Source organism: Mesorhizobium sangaii (genome assembly GCF_014207355.1).
GTDB classification, from domain to species: Bacteria; Pseudomonadota; Alphaproteobacteria; order Rhizobiales; family Rhizobiaceae; genus Mesorhizobium; species Mesorhizobium sangaii.
Genome location: NZ_JACHEF010000003.1, coordinates 712,441 through 737,232, shown reverse-complemented (window position 1 = coordinate 737,232; position 24,792 = coordinate 712,441). Strand labels below are relative to the sequence as shown.

General features: G+C 62.0%; 28 protein-coding genes. 10 read left to right on the top strand and 18 right to left on the bottom strand.

Going from position 1 to position 24,792, the window contains the following annotated elements; genetic code table 11:
* Positions 1–6: 6 nt before the first annotated feature.
* Both clpS and HNQ71_RS18685 read right to left on the bottom strand, forming a co-directional pair.
* Positions 7–336 carry an ATP-dependent Clp protease adapter ClpS gene (gene clpS, locus HNQ71_RS18690; RefSeq protein ID WP_010909565.1) on the bottom strand — a complete coding sequence of 110 codons (330 nt, stop codon included), beginning with the start codon at positions 334–336 and terminating at the stop codon, positions 7–9.
* Positions 337–614: 278 nt separating this feature from the next.
* On the bottom strand, positions 615–944 hold the full coding sequence (locus tag HNQ71_RS18685; RefSeq protein ID WP_184874143.1) for a phasin family protein: 330 nt from the start codon (positions 942–944) through the stop codon (positions 615–617).
* Between the two features lie 284 nt (positions 945–1,228).
* On the opposite strand from HNQ71_RS18685, the gene HNQ71_RS18680 reads away from it, so the two are divergent.
* Complete coding sequence (locus tag HNQ71_RS18680; RefSeq protein ID WP_184874142.1) at positions 1,229–2,683, top strand: SPOR domain-containing protein; 1,455 nt, start codon at positions 1,229–1,231, stop codon at positions 2,681–2,683.
* 47 nt (positions 2,684–2,730) lie between these two features.
* On the opposite strand, the gene HNQ71_RS18675 is transcribed toward HNQ71_RS18680, so the two are convergent.
* From HNQ71_RS18675 to HNQ71_RS18660, 4 genes are all read right to left on the bottom strand, one after another.
* Positions 2,731–3,429 carry a DnaJ domain-containing protein gene (locus HNQ71_RS18675; RefSeq protein ID WP_184874141.1) on the bottom strand — a complete coding sequence of 233 codons (699 nt, stop codon included), beginning with the start codon at positions 3,427–3,429 and terminating at the stop codon, positions 2,731–2,733.
* Positions 3,429–4,160: a vWA domain-containing protein gene (locus HNQ71_RS18670; RefSeq protein WP_184874140.1), complete on the bottom strand. Its 732-nt coding sequence runs from the start codon at positions 4,158–4,160 to the stop codon at positions 3,429–3,431. Before HNQ71_RS18670 ends, HNQ71_RS18675 begins: the two co-directional genes overlap by 1 nt.
* Positions 4,161–4,271: 111 nt before the next feature.
* Positions 4,272–4,709, bottom strand: coding sequence for a DUF1489 family protein (locus tag HNQ71_RS18665; RefSeq protein ID WP_184874139.1), 438 nt, complete (start codon positions 4,707–4,709; stop codon positions 4,272–4,274).
* Between the two features lie 217 nt (positions 4,710–4,926).
* Positions 4,927–6,330, bottom strand: a complete 1,404-nt coding sequence (locus tag HNQ71_RS18660; RefSeq protein WP_184874138.1) for an L-serine ammonia-lyase — start codon at positions 6,328–6,330, stop codon at positions 4,927–4,929.
* A gap of 181 nt (positions 6,331–6,511) precedes the next feature.
* Between HNQ71_RS18660 and HNQ71_RS18655 the strand changes: the two genes are divergently transcribed.
* Positions 6,512–7,231, top strand: coding sequence for a DUF599 domain-containing protein (locus tag HNQ71_RS18655; RefSeq protein ID WP_184874137.1), 720 nt, complete (start codon positions 6,512–6,514; stop codon positions 7,229–7,231).
* Here the strand turns inward: HNQ71_RS18655 and HNQ71_RS18650 are convergent.
* From HNQ71_RS18650 to HNQ71_RS18625, 6 genes are all read right to left on the bottom strand, one after another.
* Positions 7,204–8,001, bottom strand: a complete 798-nt coding sequence (locus tag HNQ71_RS18650) for a YdcF family protein (RefSeq protein WP_184874136.1) — start codon at positions 7,999–8,001, stop codon at positions 7,204–7,206. The two genes, HNQ71_RS18655 and HNQ71_RS18650, sit on opposite strands and share 28 nt — an antisense overlap.
* Before the next feature lie 29 nt (positions 8,002–8,030).
* Entirely contained in the window at positions 8,031–9,596 is a 1,566-nt protein-coding gene (locus HNQ71_RS18645; RefSeq protein ID WP_184874135.1) for an amidase, read from the bottom strand.
* Entirely contained in the window at positions 9,596–10,051 is a 456-nt protein-coding gene (locus HNQ71_RS18640; protein WP_184874134.1) for a GNAT family N-acetyltransferase, read from the bottom strand. Before HNQ71_RS18640 ends, HNQ71_RS18645 begins: the two co-directional genes overlap by 1 nt.
* Before the next feature lie 7 nt (positions 10,052–10,058).
* Positions 10,059–10,346 carry an Asp-tRNA(Asn)/Glu-tRNA(Gln) amidotransferase subunit GatC gene (gene gatC / locus HNQ71_RS18635; RefSeq protein ID WP_095200136.1) on the bottom strand — a complete coding sequence of 96 codons (288 nt, stop codon included), beginning with the start codon at positions 10,344–10,346 and terminating at the stop codon, positions 10,059–10,061.
* 125 nt (positions 10,347–10,471) lie between these two features.
* Positions 10,472–10,888 carry a hypothetical protein gene (locus HNQ71_RS18630; protein WP_184874133.1) on the bottom strand — a complete coding sequence of 139 codons (417 nt, stop codon included), beginning with the start codon at positions 10,886–10,888 and terminating at the stop codon, positions 10,472–10,474.
* 24 nt (positions 10,889–10,912) lie between these two features.
* Positions 10,913–11,620 carry a metal-dependent hydrolase gene (locus tag HNQ71_RS18625; RefSeq protein WP_184874132.1) on the bottom strand — a complete coding sequence of 236 codons (708 nt, stop codon included), beginning with the start codon at positions 11,618–11,620 and terminating at the stop codon, positions 10,913–10,915.
* Between the two features lie 123 nt (positions 11,621–11,743).
* Here HNQ71_RS18625 and ruvX point away from each other — a divergent pair, with 123 nt between their 5' ends.
* Complete coding sequence (gene ruvX, locus HNQ71_RS18620) at positions 11,744–12,250, top strand: Holliday junction resolvase RuvX (protein ID WP_184874131.1); 507 nt, start codon at positions 11,744–11,746, stop codon at positions 12,248–12,250.
* Here ruvX and HNQ71_RS18615 read toward each other — a convergent pair.
* The 3 genes from HNQ71_RS18615 to HNQ71_RS18605 form a co-directional block, all read right to left on the bottom strand.
* Positions 12,168–12,509, bottom strand: coding sequence for a DUF6105 family protein (locus tag HNQ71_RS18615; RefSeq protein ID WP_184874130.1), 342 nt, complete (start codon positions 12,507–12,509; stop codon positions 12,168–12,170). The genes ruvX and HNQ71_RS18615 overlap by 83 nt on opposite strands.
* Complete coding sequence (locus HNQ71_RS18610) at positions 12,509–13,063, bottom strand: hypothetical protein (protein WP_184874129.1); 555 nt, start codon at positions 13,061–13,063, stop codon at positions 12,509–12,511. Before HNQ71_RS18610 ends, HNQ71_RS18615 begins: the two co-directional genes overlap by 1 nt.
* A 197-nt stretch (positions 13,064–13,260) precedes the next feature.
* The gene (locus HNQ71_RS18605; protein WP_184874128.1) at positions 13,261–14,889 is read right to left on the bottom strand and encodes an acyl-CoA dehydrogenase family protein; all 1,629 of its coding nucleotides are present in this window, start codon (positions 14,887–14,889) and stop codon (positions 13,261–13,263) included.
* Between the two features lie 177 nt (positions 14,890–15,066).
* Here HNQ71_RS18605 and HNQ71_RS18600 point away from each other — a divergent pair, with 177 nt between their 5' ends.
* Genes HNQ71_RS18600 through dprA form a run of 4 tightly spaced genes read left to right on the top strand, consistent with a single transcriptional unit; the run spans position 15,067 to position 19,105 of the window.
* Positions 15,067–16,047, top strand: a complete 981-nt coding sequence (locus HNQ71_RS18600; RefSeq protein WP_184874127.1) for an aspartate carbamoyltransferase catalytic subunit — start codon at positions 15,067–15,069, stop codon at positions 16,045–16,047.
* Positions 16,044–17,330, top strand: a complete 1,287-nt coding sequence (locus tag HNQ71_RS18595; protein WP_184874126.1) for a dihydroorotase — start codon at positions 16,044–16,046, stop codon at positions 17,328–17,330. The genes HNQ71_RS18600 and HNQ71_RS18595 overlap by 4 nt, the downstream gene beginning before the upstream one ends.
* A 57-nt stretch (positions 17,331–17,387) precedes the next feature.
* The gene (plsY, locus tag HNQ71_RS18590; protein WP_184874125.1) at positions 17,388–17,975 is read left to right on the top strand and encodes a glycerol-3-phosphate 1-O-acyltransferase PlsY; all 588 of its coding nucleotides are present in this window, start codon (positions 17,388–17,390) and stop codon (positions 17,973–17,975) included.
* On the top strand, positions 17,972–19,105 hold the full coding sequence (dprA, locus tag HNQ71_RS18585) for a DNA-processing protein DprA (RefSeq protein ID WP_184874124.1): 1,134 nt from the start codon (positions 17,972–17,974) through the stop codon (positions 19,103–19,105). The genes plsY and dprA overlap by 4 nt, the downstream gene beginning before the upstream one ends.
* Positions 19,106–19,159: 54 nt before the next feature.
* On the opposite strand, the gene HNQ71_RS18580 is transcribed toward dprA, so the two are convergent.
* Together HNQ71_RS18580 and HNQ71_RS18575 are read right to left on the bottom strand one after the other, a co-directional pair.
* Positions 19,160–19,858, bottom strand: coding sequence for a Stf0 family sulfotransferase (locus HNQ71_RS18580; RefSeq protein WP_184874123.1), 699 nt, complete (start codon positions 19,856–19,858; stop codon positions 19,160–19,162).
* Between the two features lie 2 nt (positions 19,859–19,860).
* Positions 19,861–21,378, bottom strand: a complete 1,518-nt coding sequence (locus HNQ71_RS18575; RefSeq protein WP_246461633.1) for a glycosyltransferase — start codon at positions 21,376–21,378, stop codon at positions 19,861–19,863.
* Positions 21,379–21,583: 205 nt separating this feature from the next.
* Here HNQ71_RS18575 and HNQ71_RS18570 point away from each other — a divergent pair, with 205 nt between their 5' ends.
* Positions 21,584–22,366 carry a hypothetical protein gene (locus HNQ71_RS18570; RefSeq protein WP_246461631.1) on the top strand — a complete coding sequence of 261 codons (783 nt, stop codon included), beginning with the start codon at positions 21,584–21,586 and terminating at the stop codon, positions 22,364–22,366.
* A 577-nt stretch (positions 22,367–22,943) separates the two neighbouring features.
* Here HNQ71_RS18570 and HNQ71_RS18565 read toward each other — a convergent pair.
* Positions 22,944–23,474, bottom strand: coding sequence for a hypothetical protein (locus tag HNQ71_RS18565; protein WP_184874121.1), 531 nt, complete (start codon positions 23,472–23,474; stop codon positions 22,944–22,946).
* Between the two features lie 252 nt (positions 23,475–23,726).
* Between HNQ71_RS18565 and HNQ71_RS18560 the strand changes: the two genes are divergently transcribed.
* Together HNQ71_RS18560 and HNQ71_RS18555 are read left to right on the top strand one after the other, a co-directional pair.
* Positions 23,727–24,020, top strand: a complete 294-nt coding sequence (locus HNQ71_RS18560; RefSeq protein WP_184874119.1) for a hypothetical protein — start codon at positions 23,727–23,729, stop codon at positions 24,018–24,020.
* A gap of 514 nt (positions 24,021–24,534) precedes the next feature.
* Positions 24,535–24,711 carry a hypothetical protein gene (locus HNQ71_RS18555; RefSeq protein WP_184874116.1) on the top strand — a complete coding sequence of 59 codons (177 nt, stop codon included), beginning with the start codon at positions 24,535–24,537 and terminating at the stop codon, positions 24,709–24,711.
* Positions 24,712–24,792: the final 81 nt, after the last annotated feature.

The following is a 24,792-nucleotide window of genomic DNA, read 5'->3' as shown; positions in this document are numbered from 1 at the left end:
GTTACCTCACTTCTTCTCCATCACGCATTGCAGCGGATGCTGATTCTGTCGGGCGAAATCCATGACCTGAGACACTTTGGTCTCGGCCACCTCGAATGTATAGACCCCGCACTCGCCCACTCCATGATTGTGAACATGAAGCATGATGCGTGTGGCGGCTTCGCGGTCCTTCTGGAAAAAACGCTCCAGCACGTGAACCACGAACTCCATGGGCGTGTAGTCGTCGTTGAGGATGAGGACCCGGTAAAGGCTGGGCTTCTTGGTCTTGGTTTTGGTGCGCGTGATAACGGCCGTCCCGCGGCCGGCCTCATTGCCGTCGCCGCCGCCGTTTTGCATCCGCGCCACGCGTCTCGTGGCAGTCAAATCGATCGTCACGTATTCCTGCCTCTTTCGAATCCCCATGCGAGTTCGACATGTAGGTGTTCGATGGACGATTTTAAGCCCTTCTGTTTAGCTGACAATATGGCTAGGTGACCAAACTTGGCCGATTTTCGCAATCGTGAAGCGGCGCGAGCCCTTGGAGCGGAAATTGACATGAAAAAACCCGGCCACGCTTCCGTGACCGGGTTTTGTCCCGCGCCCAAAGGGCCGGATCTCGCTCACGTCAGGCGAAATTACTTCGCCTTGGCAACGATCGATTCGAACGGCTTGTAGGCCTCCTTGGCGAGTTCGGCATAGAGGTCGCCAATCTTGGTGGCCTCGGCTACGAACGCCTCATAGGATTGCTTGGCATAATCGGACTGGATCTCGATCGCCTTTTCCAGCGACTTGGCCGAAAACATCTTCTCGACGGCAGCGCTGCCTGCTTCGAAGCTCTTCTTGGTGTATTCGCCAGCTTCGGTGGCGATCGCCTGGGCTCCCTTGGAGAGCGAAGCGAAGCTCTTCAATCCGGTATCGGCAAACTCTTTGCCGTATTTGCTGAAGTCCTCATAGGTCTGGGTCATTTCACGCATTCCCTTGGGTTGAAGCGTCCTTCTTCGGGGCGCTCTTGTGCAATGCACGCTAATATATTGTGCGCCGCACAAAAGTCAACATTTCGCCAGCGTCCAGACGCCGCCTGCGCAGTCAATGGCTAAAAATCGAATAAAGAGAGCTTCAAGCCCGAAGAAAATGGTGAACGCGGCGGTTACCATAAACGGATTGGTAACGCTGCCCCGGTAGCTTGACCGGAAGTGAGGCAGGACCCTTTGCCGCCTCCAGCGCAACGAAGAATCCAAGGGAAATACAAGTGCGTCAGGCGTTGTTGGGCATCGTTTCCAAATCCACCTCCCCTCTCAAAACGATGATGATCTTCGCCCTGGCGATGACAGTCGTCTGCGGCGACGTTGCCTCGTCGCTGGCGGCGAGGTCCGCGGCAATCGTCGTCGACGCCAAGACGGGCAAGGTGCTCTATTCGGCAGACGCAGATGGCAGGCGCTATCCGGCCTCGCTCACCAAAATGATGACGCTCTATTTGACCTTCGAGGCACTGGCGAAAGGCAAGATCAGCCGGAACTCGCAAGTCGTGTTTTCGGCCAATGCCGCCGCTGAGCCGCCGACGAAGCTTGGCGTGAAGCCGGGCGGCTCGGTCACGGTCGAGACGGCGATCCTGTCGATGGTCACCAAATCGGCGAACGACTCGGCGACCGCGCTCGGCGAAATGCTCGGTGGCAATGAAACCAATTTCGCGCGCATGATGACCGCCAAGGCGCGTGCGCTCGGCATGAACGGCACCGTGTTCCGCAACGCCAACGGCCTGCCCAATCCCGGCCAATTCACCACCGCGCGCGACATGGCGACACTCGGCATCGCACTGCGCGAGCATTTCCCCCAGTATTACGGCTATTTCTCGCAGCGTTCCTTTCTCTATGGGCGCCAGCGCATCAATGGCCACAACCGCCTGCTTGGGCGTATCAAAGGCGTCGACGGCATCAAGACCGGCTACACCCGGGCCTCCGGCTTCAATCTTGTCTCGTCGGTTTCCGACGGCAATCGCCGCATCGTCGGCGTCGTCATGGGTGGCACGTCGGGCGGCAGCCGCGACAACCAGATGGCTGCGTTGATCAACACCTATATGCCGCGCGCATCGACCCGTGGCGGCGGCGATCTGGTCGCCAAGGCCGGCGGCAGCAACCCGATCACCGCCCTTGCCAAGGTCCTGCTGCCCAAGCACGACGCGCCGACGCCGGACGATAAGCCGGTGGTGGCGCAGGATGATGCGACCCAGGACGATCCGACCGTTGCCGAGGACGCCACGGTGGCGGAAGACAGCACCGCGCAGAACGAGCCGAGCGAAGAGGCTGCCGAAGAGACCGCCCCTGTCGTCAAGGCGAAAAAGGTCAAGACCGTCATTGTATCGGCGCCGCAAGTGGCCACGGCCCAGGTCGTGGCGGCCTATGCCGAACCGACACCGGCGCCGACGCCGACTGTCGACCCGGTCAATACCGCATCGGTGCCGTCGGGCTGGGCCATCCAGGTTGCCTCGTCGCCCAAGCAGTCCGAAGCCCAGGCCTTCCTCGACAAGACCACCAAGCAGGCACCCAAGGTGCTGGCCGATGCTTCCGGCTTCACCGTCGCCTTCGCCAAGGACGGCGTCACCTATTACCGCGCCCGCTTCGGTGGCTTTGGTTCCAAGACCGCCGCCTGGAAGGCATGCACCGCGTTGAAGAAGAAGAACATCGAGTGCTACGCCGTCCAGCAGTAGGACGGCGTGGAAGCAATCTCCCGGAAAATTTCTGCGTCGAAGGAGAACTAATTGTGATTGGAGAGCAAGACGTCCTTGGCTTCATTGATCCGCGCCGCCAGGAAAGACGTGCCGCCGATATCGGGGTGCAGGCGCTGCATCAGGCGGCGGTGCGCCTTGCGGACATCCGCCGCGGCGGCCCCCGCTTCAAGACCAAGGACCTTGTAGGCCTCCTCCTTAGTCATGGCGCCCGAACCTGGCGAAACACCCAGCCCTTCGCCACCGTTCGTCTCAGCGTTTTTGCGCCAGATGGGAAATCTGCCGTCAAGATACGTCTCTAGCAGTTGCCGGCTCTCCGGATCGCCGGAGAGTTCGCGATAGAGATGCTGCAATTCGGCCAGCCCCATCGCGCCAAGCATCTTGCCTTCGTGGCGGCCAGCCAGGACCAGCCCTTCGAGGCCGCCGGTATCGTGATCAAGCTCCATTTCGAGTGCTGCGGTGCGCACCGTCGAACGCTTTCCGGGCGCTAGCTTTGCCGTCGGCTGCTTCATCCGCATCGAACCATACCAGGCGATTGCCGCCGACAGAATCATGCCGCCAATGCCTTCGCGCCCGACCGCAACCAAAGCGACGCCGACCAGCCCCAGAAGGACCGGCCCGAGTGTCTTCATGCCGCTGGCCAATTTCGCTGGGTCGGCGCGAAGGAAGATCGTGGCCACGCCGAAAAGCACCAAAAGCAATGCCACCAATGCGATGATTGCGCCCATCAGTTCCCGCCACCCCGCAGATGCTCAATCATAAGCCGGTCCTCCGGCTTGCCCCTGGCTTCGAGCGCCTTCAACCCGCCGGTTGCAAACACCGCAACCGCAGAAAGCAGTCCTGCCAAGGTCGCGGCAGCTCGCCGATCAAATCGGAACCAAGCCCCTTTGGACAACCGCGCGATTTCCTTAAACGCCTTTTCTGCGCCGGAATCATGACCTTCCTGGAAGACGAACACAGGAACGCCATGCAGGCCGAGGCTGCCGGCCTTTTCAGCCAGATCGTCGATGTTCTCTTCCATCGCATCGCCGATATAGACCAGCGCATTGACCTTGGCCGTGGCTGTCTGCTTCAGCGCATGCGCCAGCACCTTGCCGATCTGGGTGTTGCCGCTGCGGCATTCGATTCGCGTCATCAGCTGCTTCAAGGCATTGGTATCGGTCACGAAAGCGGAGGAACGGCACTCGCCCAGGCCGCGAAAATAGACCAGTTGGACGCTAAGGGTTCCGGCCTTGCCGACGGCATCGAACATCTGGCCCTGCAGCTCGCAAGCCAGATCCCAAGTCGGCTGGCGGCTCATCGTCGCGTCGAGCGAAAGGATCAGCCTGCCCGAACCCATCGCCGACGCAGCCAGCGTCCTTGCCTGGCGAAGAAACGCTTCGATCTCGCCGGCATTGGATTGAGGTTTGACCGGCGCAGGATTGGCCCTTGCGGGCACGGGCTGCTTTTTGTCGCTCATGAAAACAAGATGTGGCGTTGTCGCGCCGCTTGCAAGTCCAGTGCGACGCAAGTTTGAGGGCCAGCAAACCAGCCGTAATTGAAGCAGACAACCCCCTTGGGAGTGCGACGGCTACAGCAGGCCGAGATCGGCAAGCTCACGCCTGAGCTTCGGCGGCATCTCGATCAGCCCGGCCTTGCCCTTGCCGATATCGGCCGGCACGTCCGACGGTTTCAGATAGCGCCAGCCCTGGAAGGCCCGGCGCGGCTGCCAGTCAGTGCGCACGACCTGAGGATCGAGAATGAGGTGACAGCGGCCGATGCCCTCACCGTCGGTGAACGGCCGGATCTCGGTGATCAGCTGCCGGCACTGCACATTACCCTTGATCACCCAGTAGAGCGAACCGCCGTCGGTGATCTCGGCGCCGCGCGTCGGCACCATTCGCGTCGTGTGATACTGCTCGACCGGCTCACCGGCGCGGCGCCGCTCGTCGAGACGAAAGGCGATCCACTCTTCGAGATCCTCGACGCTGTCGCAGCCGACACAGAGTTTTATGAGATTGAGAGACATCGCCTAAGGTTTAGTCCGGCGCGCGGATGCGTCAACGGCCTGATCGACTTCTCCACAGTGCCAATCCACACTTAGAGACCGTTTCGAAATTTGCTCCGGCGAGTCATATGGTGGTGGCTTCGAGAACCGGAGCGCAGCGGACATTTGGGTCCGTGAGCACCGGAAGCGCAGAAAACGCCGCCAGATGGCCGCCGGAGGAGCATTTCCAAACGGCCTCTCAGCACTCCACGACATTGACGGCGAGCCCGCCAAGGCTGGTTTCCTTGTACTTCTCGTTCATGTCGAGGCCGGTCTGGCGCATCGTCTCGATGGCCGCGTCGAGCGGCACGAAATGGATGCCGTCGCCCTTGATCGCCAGTGACGCAGCCGTCACCGCCTTGACCGCACCCAGCGCATTGCGCTCGATGCAAGGCACCTGGACCAGCCCGCCGACCGGATCGCAGGTCATGCCGAGATGGTGCTCGAGCGCGATCTCGGCGGCATTCTCGACCTGTTCTGGCGTGCCGCCCATCACGGCGCACAGCCCGGCCGCGGCCATCGCGGATGCCGAACCGACCTCGCCCTGGCAGCCGACCTCGGCGCCGGAGATCGAGGCATTGGTCTTGATGATGCCGCCAACCGCGGCGGCCGTCAGCAAGAAGTCGCGGATGCTCGGCTGATCGGCCTCGGGATGGAAATGCAGCCAGTAGCGCAGCACCGCCGGCAGCGTGCCGGCAGCACCGTTGGTCGGCGCGGTGACGACGCGGCCGCCGGCGGCATTCTCCTCGTTGACCGCCATGGCGTAGATCGACAGCCAGTCATTGGCGAGCAATGGATTGGGTCTGTTCTGCTGCCATTGCTCCTGCAGCTTGTCATGCAGCATGCGCGCGCGCCGGCGCACCTTCAGCCCGCCCGGCATGATGCCGTCTTGCGACAGGCCACGGTCGATGCAGCCCTTCATGGCGCTCCAGATGCCGTCGAGGCCGGCGTCGAGCTCCTCGCGCGACATCTGCGTCTCTTCGTTGACGCGCTTCATGTCGGCGATGGAAAGGCCGCTTTTGCCGGCCATCGCCAGCATCTCGACCGCATTCTTGAAGGGATACGGCACCTTCTTGCCTTCGGTCGTCACCGACCCCTTGGCCTTCATTCGCTGCAGCTCTTCTTCCGAAACCACGAAACCGCCGCCGATCGAATAGTAGATGCGCTTGAGCAGCAGACGGTCGCCCGCATCATAAGCATAGAACGCCATGCCGTTGGCGTGGCCGGTGAGCGGCGTCTTGCGGTCCAGCACCAGATCGGTGGCCGGGTCGAAACGATAGGAGGGATGGCCGGGCGGCGAAATGCGCTTCTCCGCGGTGATGCGGCTGGCAATGCCGTCAGCCTGATCGGGATCGACAGTCTGTGGCGTCAGGCCGGCAAGGCCGAGCACGACGGCGCGATCGCTGCCGTGGCCGATGCCTGTGTAGGCGAGCGAGCCATGCAGGCTGGCGGCGAGACGGTCGACCTTGACGCCCGCCGGACGCGGCCAGTCATTTCCCGCGACCTCGTCGAGAAACCGCGCCGCGGCGGTCATCGGCCCCATCGTGTGCGAACTCGAGGGCCCTATGCCGATCTTGAACAGGTCGAAAACCGAAAGGAACACGCGGCGCTGTCTCCTGGAGTCACGTCAACGACTACATATAGGAATTCCCAGAGGATGTTTCCGCTCTTTTGGCAATCACGGCGCATCGCCTGCCGACCTCGTTTGCTCCGGCAGCGACATTGGTTCGATCGCTCTCTGGCGGGCATCGAAGCGATCGCACTGAATGTGATAAATTCGGACTATGGGCGATTCCCTCGATCTTTCGACAGCCGATCTCGCGGCGCTGGCTTTCTTCCTCGTTGCGTGGCTGCTGCACACGCTCGCCTCCGACGGCAAGCTGGTCAGCCGCATATCGCTGACGACGGCGATGAACGCGCAGCGGCGAGCCTGGATGCGCACCATGGCCGAGCGCGAGATTCGCATCGTCGACACCGCCATCATGAGCGGGTTGCAACAGGGAACCGCCTTCTTCGCGTCCAGCTCCCTGATCGCGATCGGCGGCTGCTTTGCCTTGCTGGGCGCATCCGACCGGGTTCTTGAAGTACTGAGCGACCTGCCGCTGGGCGACGCCCCGTCGCGCGCGGCCTTTCAGATAAAGGTGTTCGGACTGGTCCTGATCCTGGCGTTTTCGTTCTTCAAGTTCGGCTGGGCCTACCGGCTGTTCAACTATTGCACGATCCTGATCGGCGCGGTGCCGATCCAGCATGGCGAAGCGTCACGCAACCCGGTCACCGAAACAGCGGTCTGGCGTGCGACGCAAATGAACATGCTGGCCGGAAAACATTTCAATTCCGGCTTGCGCGGCGTGTTCTTCTCGATCGGCTATCTCGGCTGGTTCGTCGATCCTACGGTGTTCGTGCTGTCGACGCTGTTGCTCTTGGCCGTGCTGGTGCGGCGCCAGTTCTTCTCGGCGGCCAGACACGCGGTGATCGGTCAGCCACCGGGCGCGGGAAAAGGCTGATCGATCCGGCCCGACAGCCAGTAGGCGAAGAGCCCGATCCATTCACGGATGGCCATGGTGGTGGCCTGTAGCGAATCGGCTGGATTGTCTCGGAACAGGCCGATGTCTTCCCGCCCCGTGGTGCGGTAGTCGACCGGCCAGGGAATGGTTGCAAAGCCGGCCTTGTCGAACAGCGCCTTGGCGCGCGGCATATGGAATGCCGAGGTCACCAGCAGCCAGGTCTCGCCGGGCTTCGGTGTGATCAGCTCCTTGGTGAAGACGGCATTCTCATAGGTGTTGCGGGACTTGTTCTCGAGGATCAGGCGATCGGCCGTCACCCCGAGCGCGGTGAGCAGTCGGGGTGCCGTGGCCGCGTCGCCTTCGCCTTCGAGGAACAGTTCGCCGGTGCCGCCGGAGACGACCACTTTGGCGGTTGGAAAGCGCCGGGCGAGAATTGCGGTCTCAACCATCCGGTCGCCGCCGCTGTTCAGCTCATAGCCGCCGCGCACCAGGTTGATGGCGCCTTCGAAGCCGCCGCCGAGCACGACGATGCCGTCGACCTTTTCCGGCAGTGGCGGGCGCGCGAAACGCTCCTCCAGCGGGTTGAGCATCATCGCACCAAGCGACGTCCAGGCCGACAGCGCAAGGATCAGAAACGCCAGCACGCTGCCGGTGGCGGCGAGCCGCCGTCGGCTCAACATTGCGGCGACCAATCCCGCCAGCAGCAGGAAGATCGTCAGGTTAAGCGGCTGGATAAAGAACCAGAAGACCTTGGAAAGATAGAAGAACATCGCTCAACCCCGTTGGATGAGCGACATCCTTACCACCACTTTTCCGGCTGGAATGTGCCGGACGCCTGCTCGATGACGGCGGCGGTCTGGAACAGCGTCTCCTCATCGAACGGCCGGCCGATCAGCTGCAGACCGAGCGGCAGGCCCTTGCCGTCGAGCCCCGCGGGCACGGCGATGCCCGGCAGGCCGGCCATGTTCACGGTGACGGTGAAGATGTCGTTCAGATACATCTTGACCGGGTCGGCGGCCATGTCCTCGTCGGCAATGCCGAAGGCGGCGGATGGTGTCGCCGGGGTCAGGATGACATCGACGCCGGCGGCGAAGACATTCTCGAAGTCGCGCTTGATCAGATTGCGCACCTTCTGCGCCTGCAGATAGTAGGCGTCGTAATAGCCGGCTGACAGCACATAGGTGCCGATCATGATGCGACGCTTGACCTCGCGGCCGAAACCGGCGGCGCGGGTCTTCTCATACATGTCGACGATGTCCTTGCCCGGCACGCGCAGCCCATAACGGACGCCGTCGTAGCGGGCGAGATTGGAGGACGCCTCGGCTGGGGCCACGATGTAATAGGCCGGCAGCGCGTATTTGGTGTGCGGCAGGGAAATATCGACGATCTCGGCGCCGGCGTCCTTCAGCCAGGCAATGCCCTTCTGCCACAGCGCCTCGATCTCTTCGGGCATGCCGTCGACGCGGTATTCCTTTGGAATGCCGACCTTCATGCCCTTGATCGGCTTGCCGATCGCCGCCTCATAGTCCGGCACTGGCCGGTCGACCGAGGTCGTGTCCTTCGGGTCGACGGAGGCCATCGACTTCAGCAGGATCGCGGCATCGCGCACGTCGCGGGCGATCGGTCCGGCCTGGTCGAGCGACGACGCAAAGGCGACGATGCCCCAGCGCGAGCAGCGGCCATAGGTCGGCTTGATGCCCACAGTGCCGGTGAAGGCGGCCGGCTGGCGGATCGAGCCGCCAGTGTCGGTGGCCGTAGCACCTGCGCACAGGAAGGCCGAGACTGCTGTCGCCGAACCGCCGGAAGAACCACCGGGCACCAGTTGCGCATTGTCCAGGCTGCGCGCGGTCCTGGTGCCGCCAGCAGAGACGAAGCCGCCGTCGCCCTGATGCGTCGTCGGCATCACCACGGTGTCGAGGCGCGAGCGCCGCCACGGGTTGATGACCGGGCCATAATAGGACGTCTCGTTGGACGATCCCATTGCGAACTCGTCCATGTTGAGCTTGCCCAGCATGACCGCGCCGTCGGCCCACAAATTGGTGGTGACGGTCGATTCGTAGCGCGGCTTGAACCCGTCGAGCACATGGCTGCAGGCCTGGGTATGGACGCCTTCGGTGCCGAACAGGTCCTTGATGCCGAGCGGGATGCCTTCCAGCGCACCGCCCTCGCCCTTCGCCAGTTTGGCGTCGGACGCCTTCGCCATGTCGCGCGCCTTGTCCCCGGTCACCGCCACATAGGCATTGAGCGCCGGATTGGCGCGATCGATGGCCGCGAGATAGGCCTCGGTGATCTCGGTCGCGGTGATCTCCTTGCCGCGCAACTTGGTGCGGGCCTGCGAAATCGTCAGCTGGGTCAGGTCGCTCATCAAAGGCTCTTTTCGTAAAACACCGACCACTCGGAATCGGGATAATCCAGCACCGGGCCGCAGCGCGAAAACCCGGCGCGTTCGTAGACGGTCCACGCGGCTGGATGGCGATCGCCCGTCTCCAGCACCAGACGCTTCAATCCCTCTTTGCGCGCCAGCGCCTCGACCTGCTCGACGATCCCAGCGCCGATCTTGCGGCCGCGATGCGAGGGCCGCGTGTACATGCGCTTGACCTCGCCGATGGCGCCGTCATGGCGCTTCAGCGCACCGCAGCCGATGGCCAGGCCGTCGTCGCGGGCGATGAAGACGGTCGTATCCTCACCCGCCATCTGCTCGACCGTCAGGTGGTAGCAATGCTCCGGCGGCGTCAGTTCGAGCAACGTTTGGTTGAGTTCGTTGACTAACCCGCGCACATCGTCCTGCAGCGGCGTTTCAACGGCGATCTCAATAGCCATCGGCGCGCTACTCCACGACCTTCGGCACGAGGAAGAAATTCTCTTCGGTCGCCGGAGCGTTGGCTACGATATCGGCGGCCTTGTTGCCGTCGGTGACGACATCCCTGCGCTTCTTCATGTCCATAGGCGTCACCGAGGTCATTGGCTCGACGCCGGAAACGTCGACCTCGTTCAACTGCTCGACGAAGCCGAGGATGGCGTTCAGCTCGCCGGTCATGCGTTCGGCATCTTCTTCGCTCACCGCAATGCGGGCGAGACGCGCGACGCGCTTCACTGTCTTGACGTCAACGGACATGTTTTGCCTCGGGGAAAACCAGTTCGGGCTATAGCGGCGCCGCGCGCGCGGCGCAACATGCATCGTGCGAGAGAACCAGGCGTCGGCCTGGCTCTTCTGCCATCGGTCCGCGGACAAGATGCTGCCTATGGCAGGGCAACTCCCTCGCACCGATAGTAGCTGCCGCTGTTTCCGCTCGCCTCGCTTTCGTCGCCGGCCGGCCGGACCGAGACGAGATCGATCTGCGTCGGGCTCATTTGCGTCACTGAAAGGACGTCGGGAAAGACATAACCCGGTTCCTGGCAGATGGCTGTCACCGCCCAGCTTGGCGAAGCTTTCGCCTTGCTGATCTGAACGAACTCGCAATTGTATTCGACACCTTGCAGGCCGCGCGCCGAAAGCACGACGTTTCCGGCGTCGATCAGCGTCTGCAGCGTAGCCTTCCTGGCCTGTGTGCAGAGGTCCTCGGACTGGAGGTAGACGCCTTCGATGAAATCATCCGCGGCGAGCGCGGGCGACGCCGCGACCAACATGGAAACGCAAAGAGACTGCCTCAAGGTCATGGTTTCATTCCGCTTTAGCAGCTTCTAAATCGTAATCGTCTCACCGATCTTCGGCAATGCCACTTTCAAGCCGGATCCTTCCAGGCCCGCCTCGAACTTATCGGCGGTCGGATCGATCATCGGAAAAGTGCCGAAATGACAGGGAACCACGGTTTCGAATTTGAAGAAGCGGCGGCAGGCGAGCGCGGCCACCGCACCGCCCATGGTGAAGCGGTCGCCGATCGGCACGATGCCGATCTTCGGTTCATGCAACTCGTTGATCAGCGCCATGTCGGAAAAGATGTCGGTGTCGCCCATGTGATAGAGAGTCCGGTCTTTCGGGAAATGCAGGACGAGGCCGCCCGGATTGCCGAGATAGGTGTTCTGGCCGCCATCACCCGGGAACGAGGAGGAGTGCAGCGCCTGGACGAAGGTGGTGGTGAAGCCGCCGCAATCGACGGTGCCGCCGATATTTCCCGGGTTGATCTTCTTGTCGCTGGCGCCCTTGCCGACCAGGTACATGCAGATCTCGAAATTGGCGACCAACTGGGCGCCGCTTTTGCCGAGCACTTCCAGCGCGCCGCTGATGTGGTCGCTATGTCCATGCGTCAGCAACACATGCGTGATCCCCTCGGCCGGCCCTTCCCAGCCGCCCGTCCACGACGGATTGCCGATCAGATAGGGGTCGATGAGGATCTTGGCGTCAGCGGTTTCGATGCGAAACGCCGAGTGGCCGTACCAGGTCATTTTCATGAATGCTTTCCTCGATTTTTGCCTTGCCAAAGGATAGAACGCCGATAGCCCTGAGATCAAAGGGTTACTGTGTCCGTTGTGTGTTTGAGTGAACACATGGCGGTGAACGGCGAAGGACGGCCATTGGGCATTATCACGATCGAGGACTTGCCGGCGCGGCTTGCCGGCGGCAAGACGCTGGCAGGGCTTGACCTCGGCGACAAGACGATTGGCGTTGCCGTCTCGGACCAGAGGTTCTCCTTCGCCCATCCGCGCCCGGTCATCATGCGAAGGAAATTCTCGCTCGACGCTGTCGCGCTGTTAGCCTTGCTGCAGAAGGAGAATGCCGGCGCGGTGGTGATCGGACTGCCGATCAACATGGACGGTTCGGAAGGGCCGCGCGCGCAGAAATCGCGCGCCTTCGTCCGCAACATGGCGCAGGTGAGCGACCTGCCCTTCGTGCTCTGGGATGAAAGGCTATCGACGGTCGCGGCCGAAAGGACGCTGATCGAAATGGATTTCTCGCGCCGCAAACGCGCCGGCAAGATCGATTCGGCGGCAGCCGCGTTTATTCTGCAGGGAGTTTTGGACCGGCTTCAGTCGCTCCACGCATCCGGTCGAACGGAACCGGACCCGCCCACCGCCGCTTGATCCAGCCGCCGATTTCTCGGCGGCGGCGAAACGCCCACAGCGCCATCAGCAGAAACCCGTCGAAGACACAGGCCTTTGCCACCATGCCGGGGATGGTCGCCGGATCGATACCGAGCATCTGGCCATAGAGCTGGAAGACGAAGTCGTGCAGCCGCCGGCTCAGCATGACATAACCGAAGTTCATGTCGTTGAGCGACAGGTAGAACCAGCCCCAGAACAGCGCCATCGGGGCCGCCCACAATGCGAAGATGTAGCGCATCAGCGGCCTCCCCCGAGATTCGGGCCTGTCCGGCCAGATATGAGCGAAAGCAGCAAATTGTGGGCCGCGGCCTCGGCCATGCCGTGCGCGGCGACGCGGATTTCGCTTTCGCCCTGGGCAACCGCCGCAACAGACCGTCGCTCGGCAAGCATGGCGACATAGGATGCCAGAAGTGCCGCCAGCTGCACGGCCACAACCATGAACAGCCCGTTGATACCTTGCGCGGCGCCGCCGATAACGATCAGCGACAACACGCCGGACGCGGAGATGAAAGCGATGCGGGCAACGCTGTCGACACCCTGGCTGGTCGCGTCATTGATCAGGGTTTCGATGAAGGCCCAGAAGAACAGCACCGCGACGACCAGCAAGGCGGTGGCGAGTGGGGCCACGACGATGGCGTTGTCGAGGTCGATGAAACCAGTGCCCTCGATTGTGGCACCCAACACGCCCAGCGCCGCCGCCACACCACGGTTTCCGTCGATGCAGATGAACGCAAGCAGGGCGAAAACGATCGCCCAGTGCAAGGCCAGAAAAGAGGTCAGTACGTGTCGCATCGGCATTCCTGGTTAGCAAAGCAGGGATTTGGCCAATTTGAACCATTCCTTGCTCTCGCCGCGACAGTGGGCTTTGCCGCCGGCCACCGCAACGGAAACCATTTGTTAAGGTTAACGGCCATTAATGACGCGCGTGTGGAAGCACGCCAGCGCCTCAAAATGATCGATGGCGCCGGTTTTTGCGCAACGCTCGCGGCTTAGTTCACAGGCGGATAGAGCGTGTCGATGATCATGCGCGCATCGTGGCGCGAATCGAGCATGCCATAGGTGTTGCGCCACTGGCCGGCGAGCCGCGTCTCGACGAACGCGTCGGCGATTCGCCCTGCCCCCAGCCGGCGCAGTTCCGCCGCAGCCGCCGACAGCGCCAGCTGTTCGGTAAGCAGCCGGGCCGAGCCGTCGTCGGTTGCGGCAACCTGCATCGCCGCCTTCAGCACGCCGATCGTGCCGCGCCCGCCGGCGCCGAGATCACGGTCGATACCGGCCAGCACATCCTCGAACAGCCCAGGCGCTCGGCCGAGCACGCGCAGCACGTCGAGCGCCATGACATTGCCGGACCCTTCCCAGATCGCATTGACCGGGGCCTCGCGATAGTAGCGGGCGAGCGGCGCCTCCTCGACATAACCATTGCCGCCGAGACACTCCATCGCCTCGTAGAGCAAAGGCGGAGCGATCTTGCACACCCAGTATTTGACGACCGGCGTCATGGCGCGGGCGAATGCCGCTTCACCGCGATCGCTCGCAGCCTCGTCGAAGGACCGCGCCAGCCGGAACGACAGCGCCGTGGCGGCGGCGACATCGAGCGCCATGTCGGCCAGCACGCGCTGCATCAGCGGCTGCTCGATCAGATTGGTGCCGAACACCTGTCGGTGGCGGGCATGATGAACGGCTTCGGCAAGGCCCGCACGCATGATCGCTGACGACGCGACAGCACAGTCGAGCCGGGTCAAGGTCACCATGTCCATGATCGTCTTCACGCCCGCACCCGGTTCGCCGACCATCTCGCCAATGGCGTTGACGAATTCCACCTCCGAAGAGGCGTTGGAACGGTTGCCGAGCTTGTCCTTCAGCCGCTGGAAGCGGAACCCGTTGCCCGAGCCGTCGCCGAGGACACGCGGCACGAGGAAGCAGGACAGCCCCTCCGGCGCCTGTGCGAGCACCAGGAACGCATCCGACATCGGCGCCGACATGAACCATTTGTGCCCGGTCAGGCGATAGAATCCGCTGCCGGCGCGTTCCGCCCTTGTCACATTGGCGCGCACATCCGTGCCGCCCTGCTTCTCGGTCATGCCCATGCCGAGCGTCAGCCCGGTCTTTTCGACCGGTGGCTTCTGGCCCTGGTCGTATTTGCGCGTCGTCACCCGCGGCGCCCATTCGCGAAACAGTTTTGGGCTGGCCATCAACGCCGCCAAGGAGGCGTTGGTCATGGTGATCGGGCACAGATGCCCGGTCTCGAGCTCCGCCGTCAGATAGAACCGCGCGGCGCGGACCTGATGGCGGCGGCCAATCTCGGCGTCGCCATTTTCCCACACCGAGGAATGCAGCCCATTGGCCACCGAGCGGCGCATCAAGGCATGATAGGCGGGATGGAACTCGACCACATCGATCCGCCGTCCCTGGCGGTCATGCGTTCTGAGCTTCGGCGTCTCGACATTGGCGAGGCGGGCGAGTTCCTGCGCCTCCTGCGTCAGCACGAAACGGCCGAGCCCGTCGAGGTCCTTGCGCACCGGATCGGAAAAGCGCTCCGCAAGCTGGATCAGCAACGGATCGCCCCGCCAGGCGTTGCCGCCCGTCAGCGGCGGCGGCTGGTTCGTCACGTCGTCGGTCACGCCCAATCCTTTTGTCGGGAGAAAGGTCCCTATCGTCAGAAAACCACGAATCCGAGGCCATCGGCTAGATATAGCCAAGCCATACAACGCGCGCGATGAAAATACCGGGGAGAACGGCTCCAATGCAAAGCTGGCGCTTGCAGCCGCAAAATCTCCACCCTATAGCAGCGCCTTGAGATGACCGACGCTTCGTCCCTGCCACTCTACCCTCACCGCCATCTTCTGGGCATCCGCGATCTTTCCTCCGCCGACATCGAGCTTCTGCTCGACCGGGCGGACCGCGCCGTCGCGATTTCACGGCAGTCCGAGAAGAAGACCTCGACGCTGCGCGGCCGCACCCAGATCAACCTCTTCTATGAAGCCTCGACGCGCACGCAATCGTCGTTCGAGCTAGCCGGAAAGCGGCTCGGCGCCGATGTCATGAACATGTCGGTGGCGAGTTCATCGGTGAAGAAGGGCGAGACGCTCATCGACACGGCGATGACGCTGAATGCCATGCGGCCCGATATCTTGATCATCCGCCACCAGTCGGCGGGCGCTGCGGCCCTTCTGGCCCAGAAAGTCGGCTGCTCGGTGGTCAATGCCGGTGACGGCGCGCATGAACACCCGACACAGGCTCTGCTCGATGCGCTGACCATCCGTCGCGCCAAGGGTCCACTGTCGAAGCTGATCGTAGCGATCTGCGGCGACATCCTGCACTCGCGGGTGGCGCGCTCCAACATCATGCTGCTCAACGCGTTCGGCGCGCAGGTGCGGGTCGTCGCACCGTCGACCCTGTTGCCGAGTGGCATTGAGAAAATGGGCGTGATCGTCACCCGCTCGATGGCCGAAGGCCTCAAGGGCGCCGACGTGGTGATGATGCTGCGCCTGCAGCGCGAGCGCATGGAAGGCGCCTTCGTGCCTTCAGTGCGCGAATATTTCCGCTATTTCGGCCTCGATGCCGAAAAGCTGAAGGCCGCCAAGGACGACGCGCTGGTGATGCATCCCGGCCCGATGAACCGCGGCGTCGAGATCGCCTCGGAAATCGCCGACGGCCCGCAGAGCGTCATCCAGGAACAGGTCGAGATGGGCGTCGCCGTGCGCATGGCGGTGATGGAAGCCCTGCTCGACCCCCGTCGCAATCAAGAAGGCCGCAATCAAGAGGGCCGCGGCGCATGAGCATAACGGTCTTTGAGCGCGCTCGCATTGTCGACCCATCGCGCGGTGTCGACGAAATCGGCTCCGTCATCATCGATGGCCGCAAGATCGTCGCGGCCGGCAAGGCAGCGCTGAACCAGGGCGCGCCCGGAGGGGCGACCGTCATCGACTGCGCCGGCAAGGCGATCATTCCAGGCTTGGTCGATGGCCGCGTCTTCATCGGCGAGCCGGGGGGCGAGCATCGCGAAACCATCGCTTCGGCCAGTGTCGCTGCGGCGGCCGGCGGCGTCACTTCCATTGTGATGATGCCCGATACCGACCCAGTGATCGACAATGTGGCATTGGTCGAATTCGTGCTGCGCACCGCCAAGGACACCGCAAGCGTCAACGTCTTTCCGGCGGCGGCGATCACCAAGGGCCTCGACGGCCGCGAGATGACCGAGTTCGGCCTGCTGCGCGAAGCAGGCGCCGTCGCCTTCACCGACGGCCGCCACACCATATCGAGCGCGCTGGTGATGCGCCGCGCGCTGACCTATGCGCGCGACTTCGGCGCCACCATCGTGCATGAAACGCAGGACGCCGACCTCGGTTCGTCCGGCGTCATGAACGAAGGCCTATACGCCAGCTGGCTCGGCCTTTCCGGCATCCCGCGTGAAGCCGAATCCATCCCGCTGGAGCGCGACCTTGCGCTGGCACGGCTAACGCGCGGTTCGTACCATGCGGCGAAGATCTCGACCGCCATGGCGGCAAACGCCGTGACGCGGGCGAAAGCCGACGGCGCGACCGTGACATCGGGCGTGGCGATCCACAATCTGTCGCTCAACGAAAATGATGTCGGCGAATACCGCACCTTCTTCCGCCTGACGCCGCCGTTGCGCGCCGAGGAAGACCGGCTGGCGATGATCGAGGCGGTCAGGGACGGCACCATCGATATCATCGTCTCCTCGCACGATCCGCAGGATGTCGACACCAAGCGCCTGCCCTTTGCCGATGCGGCGGCCGGCGCCGTCGGGCTCGAAACCCTGCTTGGCGCGGCATTGCGGCTCTACCATAACGGTGACGTGCCATTGCTCAGGCTGATCGAGATGCTATCGACGGCACCGGCAAGGCTGTTCGGCCTGCCCGGCGGCACGCTGAAGCCGGGGGCGGTTGCCGATCTCGCGCTGGTCGATCTGGACGAACCCTGGATCGTCGCCGAGAGCGGCATTCGTTCGCGTTCGAAAAACACCTGTTTCGAAGGCGCGCGGTTGCAGGGCAAGGTCTTGCAAACGCTGGTGGCGGGCCGCACAGTGTTCTCAATCTGAGCTGGCCACCGCGCACCGCGCCTGATCCGGCCATTTTGGGGAAATGCGGGGGAAACAATGACTTACAGCCTCATCCCGGCGCTGGTGTTCGGCTACCTCCTGGGCTCGATTCCCTTCGGACTTCTGCTCACCCGCGCGGCCGGCCTTGGCGATGTGCGCAAGATCGGCTCGGGCAACATCGGCGCCACCAATGTGCTGCGCACCGGCAACAAGGGACTTGCCGCCGCAACTCTGCTGCTCGACGCACTGAAGGGCACCGCCGCCGTGTTGATAACAGGCCATTTCGCCCCTGAATTGGCGATTTGGGCCGGTCTCGGCGCCTTTCTCGGTCATCTCTTCCCGGCATGGCTGGGATTCAAGGGCGGCAAGGGCGTCGCGACCTATCTCGGCGTGCTCATCGGCCTTGCCTGGCAGGTGGCGCTGATCTTCGCCGTCGTCTGGCTGGTCATAGCCTTCCTATTCCGATACTCCTCGCTGGCAGCACTGACGGCGGCCATCGTCGTGCCGATCGCGCTCTATTTCCTGAGCACGCCGCAGATCGCCACCCTGTTCCTGGTGATGAGCATCATCGTCTTCATCAAGCACAGGGAAAACATTTCACGCCTGTTCGCCGGCACCGAGGGCAAGATCGGAGCCAAGACGTGAGCGAACCCGCCGCCGGGCCGCGGCTCAGCGACCGGCAGCGGGTGAGCTGGCTGCGGCTAATCCGCACCCAGAATGTCGGTCCAGCCTCCTTTCGCGACCTGATCAACCGCTTCGGTTCCGCCGAGGTGGCGCTGGAAATCCTTCCGGAATTGATGATTTCGGGCGGCGCCAACCGCATTGCCCGCATCCCGTCGATCGCCGAAGCCGAGGCCGAATTGGAGACGGCCCGAAAGGCCGGCGCGCGCTTTGTCGGCATCGGTGAATCAGACTATCCACCGCTGTTGCGCAGCATGGACAATCCGCCGCCACTTTTGGCGGTCAAGGGCAATGCCGCCGTGTTCCGGCTGCCGGGGGTCGCCATCGTCGGTGCTCGCAACGCATCGCTGGCCGGCATCAAGATGGCGCGCATGCTGGCTGCCGAACTTGGCGGCGACGGCTACGGCATCGTCTCGGGACTGGCGCGCGGCATCGACACGGCGGCGCATCAGGGCAGTCTGTCGACCGGCACGATCGGTGTGCTGGCCGGAGGGCTCGACCTGCCCTATCCGCCCGAAAACGCCGGCTTGTGCGAGGAAATTGCCGAGCGCGGCGCCGTCATCTCGGAAATGCCATTCGGCTGGCAGCCGCGCGCCCAGGATTTTCCGCGCCGCAACCGCCTTGTCGCGGGCGCCGCCCTCGGGCTGGTGGTGGTCGAGGCAGCGCAGCGCTCTGGATCACTGATCAGCGCCAGGCTTGCCGGCGAAATGGGCCGGCTGGTCTTCGCCGTACCAGGCTCGCCGCTCGATCCGCGCGCCGCCGGCACCAACGGCCTGCTCAAGGACGGCGCCACCCTGGTCACCGAGGCTTCGGACATTTCCCGGGCGATCGCGCCACTGACCGGTTTGCGGGCGCCGGATGTGCCGCCGTTTCAAGACCCACCCGACTTCTCGGTCACGCCGCCGCCCGGCGAAATCGATCGCGCCCGCGTCATCGAGGCGCTCGGCCCGACGCCAGTGTCGGTCGACGAGATCATTCGCCACACCGGTCTGCATCCGGCCCAAGTCTTCATGGTGCTCCTGGAACTTGACCTCGCCGGTCGGCTCGAGCGGCATGCCGGCGGACATGTTTCGCTGGTGTTCGAAGGTCGCTGAAGGGCAGCGTCGATCGCCGACCCGTTCGATGTTCGTCACCGCATGCAGGCAGCCCTACACAAAGTCCAGCGTATTTGGATTGCCCCGCTCGCGCCTGAAACGATCGGCCCATTCGAAGCTGATTGAGTCTCGCTGTTGCTGGATCACGATGCCGGTCGAATCCGGGCTGCGTTGGAGCGTCACACCCATCATGTCCGCGACTTGACGGATGGCATCCATTGGATCCGCGACGATCGACTCGTATTCAATCCTGAGAGGATCAATCCCGGTCCGGGCAAAGAACATCTCCCAACGCGCCCTCTCCCGAACCAGCGCATCGAGTTGCCTCTGGATCAGTTCGGCATCGAAAACCGTTTCTTGGCTCACCGGTTGAGTAGAGCGGTACTGACCGGTTTGGAGGGCCCTCGCCCAGGATATTGCCTGACCGAGAATGTCTCGCCTTGATAGGAATATGAACCGAAGATTCGGAAGCGCGTCGAACCAGCCTGTTTCGCTTGAAATCCAATCATGCTGGTGGGCAAAGATTTTCAAACCATAGATACGATTGGCGGTTGCGCCCATGGTGAGAATTTTTTCGACCTGCCCGGCTACATCTTCGGGAAAATTTGGATCGTCGAAAATTCGGCGTCCCCTCCAATTGAAATACTCGAGCGGATGCCCGAGCATTCCCGTGCTGCTGAGATGCTGGCACAGGTAATTGCTGCCGGACCTTGGCGATGTGCAAATTGAATAGCCACGAACGCCGCCAGACACGCTCAACCCCGTCCGCGAGCCCGACGAAACATCTTTCTTATGAAAAGCGGTATCATGCCGTTGTAGAGCCGTTTGCTCTCATTGACGAAATTTGAAAGGCGCGAAAGCTCTTCGTCAATTCGTTGCAATGCAGCCTCACGGTCCTTGGTTGCGCTGTTGAGAGAACCGTCGGTGACAGAGGTTGAAAGACCGGATAGCTGCCCCTCCAGTCGATGCAATCTGGACTGGCTATCATGGGCCACGTTGTGGAGCGAAGCGGCGCTGTCAACGACAGAGCTTGAAAGGACGGACAACTGCCCTTCAAGTCGATATAGCCTGGTTTGGCTATCGTGGGCCACGTTGAGGAGCGCAGCAGAGCTTTTTGCAATTTCAGGTCCAATGGATTTGACCCGTTCGCCAAGGTCCGTCAGAGCTGCGGCACCACTCTCCAAGGTTTTTGTGTTCGACCTGACCAGATCGAGAAGCGTCGCTTGCTCCGAGGAATCACGCCAGGCACCACCAATTTCGTTGGCGACACTGAACCATCTGCGGCGTTCGCGCGAAACGCCTATCTCTTCGATCCAGGATGCGGTGGCAAGCGATCGCTCATCGTCCGTCGTTTGGACATTTGTCTCAATGGCCTGACTGTAGGTGCGAAGATGCTCGTCAATGAAATGCTCGGCACCCGCCACCTTTCGAAAGTAGGCACAGACCTCCGCGGCGTCGTCAGCGTCGAATTTCGACAATGCCTCCATCAGGTTTTCGACAGTGGTCGGCCTGGTCAGAAGGCCGACGCCGAGGTTCATTCGCCGCCACGCCTCCATATTTGCCGTGTCGAGCAAACCGGCGAAACCACGCGCGTCGCAGACCACGACCGAGCATCCCACCGCCGCGGCTTCAATGGCCATCCGGGCGGTTGCGAACACGACATCGTATTGCAGCAGATCCTTTTCGAGTTGATTTGAAAACCGGCCCGTGGCGGGTCCCAACTCATCCAGTTGCATGTTGCTCCTGGCGCAGGCTTCGCGCACCGCTTGCTGATGTTCGAAATTCTTGGTCAGCAGAAGCCCCTTCAGAGGCTTCGATGGCAGGGGCGGACGCTGTTTGAAGCGTTCAAGGTCAATTGCATTGTAGATGAGGTCCAATCTGTCCGCCGGCACACCCCGCGACAGGCATTTGGCCTTGCACGCTTCGTCGACTGCGATCCAGCGGCGTATCTGCGGATGAAGCATCGGAGCTTCGACCTCGAAGAAAGCGCTGTGGCAGGAAAACACGGCTGGTACATCGGGAAACCGCGCCAGCGCGGTCAAGCAAGGCGTCAAATGCTGGGCGTGAATTATGTCGGGTTTTTCGACGATCTCCGCAATTCGGTCCACCACATGGTGTCCGCGCAAGCGCATTCTATCGGCCATCTCGCCGAGCGTTGGAGCCAGCAACATAGTTTGGTGACCGCCACGGCGAAGCCCGTCGGCCAGCAATTCAACAACGGCTTCGGTACCGCTGTTGTACGACACGAACAGATTGGTGATCAGAACCCGCAAATGCCGCCTCCTTAGCTGTTTCACAACCTCCGCATTGGCGGCGAGGATAACAGATGCTAGGCAGCGTTCTTAGTTTGAAGGCCCCGACCAGACAAGTTGCAAGGATGGCCGGCGCCAACTCATGTGAGAAACCCTTTGATGCCTAGTCGCCTTGGCTGCGGTCTAAAAGGCGGATATATGCCGAAACCTGGATTGGAGCCGTTTTTTGCCCGAAAAGTTGCAACATGTGCTGATCCTTGCCCATCCGGGGCATGAACTCAGGATCCATCACTGGCTTGAGCTCAAGAAACCGCGAATCTACCTTTTGACGGACGGTTCCGGGGGACGCCACTCTTCCCGAACCCAGTATTCACGCGACTTGGTGGAAGCTGCCGGCGCAACAGCAGGCGCGGTGTTCGGCGATATTCCGGACGCCACCTGGTATAAGGCGCTTTTGGCTGGGGATAGTGGCGTCTTTGCCGATGTGCTGAGGCGAATCCGCGCCGATCTGTCTGACATGCAGGACGTGCAAATCGTCTCGGACGCGGTCGATGGCTACAATCCGATGCATGATCTGGCCTTTGCATTCGGCAATGCCTTCAACAGGCGTCTGCAAGGCACGAAGCCAGGGCGCAAGCAGCTTTGCTCTGCCGCGGTTCCCAACGTTTCGGGGGCCGTCGAAGTGGAAATCCAACTGGATTCGGCTGCTCGCGCCAGAAAGATGGCCGCGGTCCAGGCCTATACGCCATTGGCCGATGAAGCCCGCCAGATTTTGGATCGGGATCCGCAGTGCTTTGACCGAGAACTGCTCATCTCGCAGCAGTTTGACTGGGATGCGCCCTGGACACCGGAATGGGAGCGCATTGGCAAGGACCGCGTGGCCAAGAAGGTCTACGACAGGTGCATCACCTATAAGGAAAATGTGCAGCCGGTTGCGCAGCAACTCATGTCGGAGAGCGCCCGGGAGCCTGCGTCGCGGAAAGTCGAGCTTCTGCCGTCCAGCGCCTAGGCGCTGGACCTCGACCACTATCTGCGCTGATCTTGAAACAATGGTGAGCGCGATGGGATTCGAACCCATGACCTACTGATTAAAAGGGCTTAGATAACCCTTATAGCATAAGGCTTTCCGGCGAATATGCGCCATTTATGCGCCAAGGAACATACGGCAATCGCCGTTAATTCGCGTAAAGTGTTGCCGCGATCTTATCCATTGCCTCTGCGTGATCGTCGCTTGGGAACATGTGCCCATAGCGGTTCATGGTGATCGCAAAGGTAGCATGCCCGGCCAGTGTCTGAATGGTCTTTGGCGAAGGCCAGCCTCTATCCATGTGCTGACCGCGAAGTGGCGCAGCGCATGCCAGCCTCGGCTTTCTCGAGGATTGGTTTCCATTTCCGTTTCGTGAAATTTGTGTGGCGCGTGAAGTTGCCGAACGCATCGGGGAACACGAAGTCCTCGTCGCTGCTGTGCTCAGAAGCCTTTCGCTTTGCGGCTAACTCCTCGGAAAGCGCCTTGCTCATAGGTACGGTACGCACGCCTGCGTCACTCTTTGTGGTGTCAAACTCGCCGAACGCGTCGACACGAGTTTCTACTGTGACCTTGCCATCCGCGATATGTCGCCAGCGCACTGCCCATTGCTCAGAGGCTCGCATGTGGCGGCAGCGAACTTGATGCGCAACGGAAGATCATTATCAGCGCGGCTCTTTTTGAACTTGGCGTCGGCTTCGATGCTATGGCCGCGCGGCGGTTCGGGCTCATAGTCCTTTGCTGCCTTCAGGATGGCCGTCAGCGCAGCTTTCGAGGGCGGCACGACCTTCTCACTACCCTGCCCGCGCTTCGCTGTGACACGCACGCCCTGTGCGGCGTTCGTGGCCACCCAATCGTGCGCATGCTTCAGCGTGCGCGCTAGTGCGCCGACGACGCGCCTAATCGTCGGAATGCCTACCTCGGCATCCTTCAACTTATCCACGAGATCCTCGATAACGCGGGTAGTGAGTTCCGACAGCTTAGTAGTCCCTAACTCTGGCTCCACCTGAGTGCGAAGCTGCCCACTGGTGTTGCGTAAATACATTGTGGTGACTTGCTCGCCCTTGCCGTGTCGCTTTTCGAGTTGCTTCACGTAGGCGTCGATCGGTGGTCGGCGGACGGCAGGAACGCGCGCTGGCTGGCCTGAGAGCCGCCAGCCATCCCCGAAACCAACCCCTCCGCCGCTCGTTGACTCATTGCTGGTTGATCCCAGCGCACTCCAGACCCTGCCCGCCCGTATCCCATTTCGGGCGGGCCTTTTTCGCTAAGCGGAGAAACTATTTCCGAAGAGCGAAGTTGATTCAAGAAGCTGCCGCTATGGCAGCCTTAATTGGGAGAAATTTCCATGAACCTCAAGATGCTCACGATGGGCGCGATGGCGCTTGCGATGATGACTGGTTCCGCACTTGCCGGCACCGGCGCCGGAACATCCGCGCTCGACGATCCGGCAAAGATGTCGCCGTTCTTCACCGATGCCGGCATGAAGACCATGAAGTCCGAGGCGGAATTCAAGGCCGCCTGGATGGCGATGAAGGAAGATGAACGCGCCGGGATTATGAAGGAATGCGGCGACGAGGCCATCGCCAAAGAGCACGACAATTTCTGCAAGATGACCAAACAACTCGGCGGCGCCAACTAGCCGCATGCCACCTTCCGGCCAGCATAACCCGTCCCGGCCGGTATCTAAGGAGCCCGTCACCTACCAACGTGGCGGGCTTTTGCGTGTCTGGGCGTCCGTACCAGCCGCACCGGCCATTTACCCTTACGGGTGGTGCCGTTTGGTTTCCAGTCCTTTGCGATGCCGTCGAGAGCCATCCAAATTTCGTCTGGACTGTCGATGCCGCCGCTGAAAAGGGCAATCAGGCGCCGTGCCAAGTGCTCGCGTGCAGGGTGCGAGCCCTCGTGCCGGCTTGCTCGCAATATTCGTCTAGAATTCTGGTTAGTGTCGCCAACTGTACGTCGTCGGCCATGCCACGATTGATCATCGCGCGTCTCCCTGTCCGGGCGAAAGCGTGATCGACTCTTTCAAGCGCTCGTTGCAGTGCTAGATCGAGCGACAAAGGAATTGTACGCTTTCGGACGGGATTAGCGAGTCAATTCCCGCGAAGGAACCATGCCTCTACCCTGTCGTTGCGTCATCAAGGGACATGATGATGACTGACGAACAGGGCAAAGCGCCTAACAATCCGGTCGATTCTGTCGTGCGCCGTCTGGTCGATGAAACCGGCATTACCGAGGCGCAGGCCCGCGAGTTAATCGCACTTCTTGGTGCGCTTAGCTGGTCCTCTCTGCTGCGGGAAGCCCGCATTATGTCGGCCCGAGAACGGTAGCCGGTCTAATCGCCGCCGGGGCAACATCTTGATCCTGTAAGGAACATTTCAGCCAGACGAGAATTTCAGGTGCTATGGAGG

Bases quoted from the DNA above. Each gene is read 5' to 3' on its own strand.
- clpS (WP_010909565.1), bottom strand. From the start codon at position 336: ATGCAAAACGGCGGCGGCGACGGCAATGAGGCCGGCCGCGGGACGGCC.
- HNQ71_RS18685 (WP_184874143.1), bottom strand. From the start codon at position 944: ATGACCCAGACCTATGAGGACTTCAGCAAATACGGCAAAGAGTTTGCC.
- HNQ71_RS18675 (WP_184874141.1), bottom strand. From the start codon at position 3,429: ATGGGCGCAATCATCGCATTGGTGGCATTGCTTTTGGTGCTTTTCGGC.
- HNQ71_RS18670 (WP_184874140.1), bottom strand. From the start codon at position 4,160: ATGAGCGACAAAAAGCAGCCCGTGCCCGCAAGGGCCAATCCTGCGCCG.
- HNQ71_RS18665 (WP_184874139.1), bottom strand. From the start codon at position 4,709: ATGTCTCTCAATCTCATAAAACTCTGTGTCGGCTGCGACAGCGTCGAG.
- HNQ71_RS18655 (WP_184874137.1), top strand. From the start codon at position 6,512: ATGGGCGATTCCCTCGATCTTTCGACAGCCGATCTCGCGGCGCTGGCT.
- HNQ71_RS18650 (WP_184874136.1), bottom strand. From the start codon at position 8,001: ATGTTCTTCTATCTTTCCAAGGTCTTCTGGTTCTTTATCCAGCCGCTT.
- HNQ71_RS18645 (WP_184874135.1), bottom strand. From the start codon at position 9,596: ATGAGCGACCTGACCCAGCTGACGATTTCGCAGGCCCGCACCAAGTTG.
- HNQ71_RS18640 (WP_184874134.1), bottom strand. From the start codon at position 10,051: ATGGCTATTGAGATCGCCGTTGAAACGCCGCTGCAGGACGATGTGCGC.
- gatC (WP_095200136.1), bottom strand. From the start codon at position 10,346: ATGTCCGTTGACGTCAAGACAGTGAAGCGCGTCGCGCGTCTCGCCCGC.
- HNQ71_RS18630 (WP_184874133.1), bottom strand. From the start codon at position 10,888: ATGACCTTGAGGCAGTCTCTTTGCGTTTCCATGTTGGTCGCGGCGTCG.
- HNQ71_RS18625 (WP_184874132.1), bottom strand. From the start codon at position 11,620: ATGAAAATGACCTGGTACGGCCACTCGGCGTTTCGCATCGAAACCGCT.
- HNQ71_RS18615 (WP_184874130.1), bottom strand. From the start codon at position 12,509: ATGCGCTACATCTTCGCATTGTGGGCGGCCCCGATGGCGCTGTTCTGG.
- HNQ71_RS18610 (WP_184874129.1), bottom strand. From the start codon at position 13,063: ATGCGACACGTACTGACCTCTTTTCTGGCCTTGCACTGGGCGATCGTT.
- HNQ71_RS18600 (WP_184874127.1), top strand. From the start codon at position 15,067: ATGACCGACGCTTCGTCCCTGCCACTCTACCCTCACCGCCATCTTCTG.
- HNQ71_RS18595 (WP_184874126.1), top strand. From the start codon at position 16,044: ATGAGCATAACGGTCTTTGAGCGCGCTCGCATTGTCGACCCATCGCGC.
- plsY (WP_184874125.1), top strand. From the start codon at position 17,388: ATGACTTACAGCCTCATCCCGGCGCTGGTGTTCGGCTACCTCCTGGGC.
- HNQ71_RS18560 (WP_184874119.1), top strand. From the start codon at position 23,727: ATGAACCTCAAGATGCTCACGATGGGCGCGATGGCGCTTGCGATGATG.
- HNQ71_RS18555 (WP_184874116.1), top strand. From the start codon at position 24,535: ATGACTGACGAACAGGGCAAAGCGCCTAACAATCCGGTCGATTCTGTC.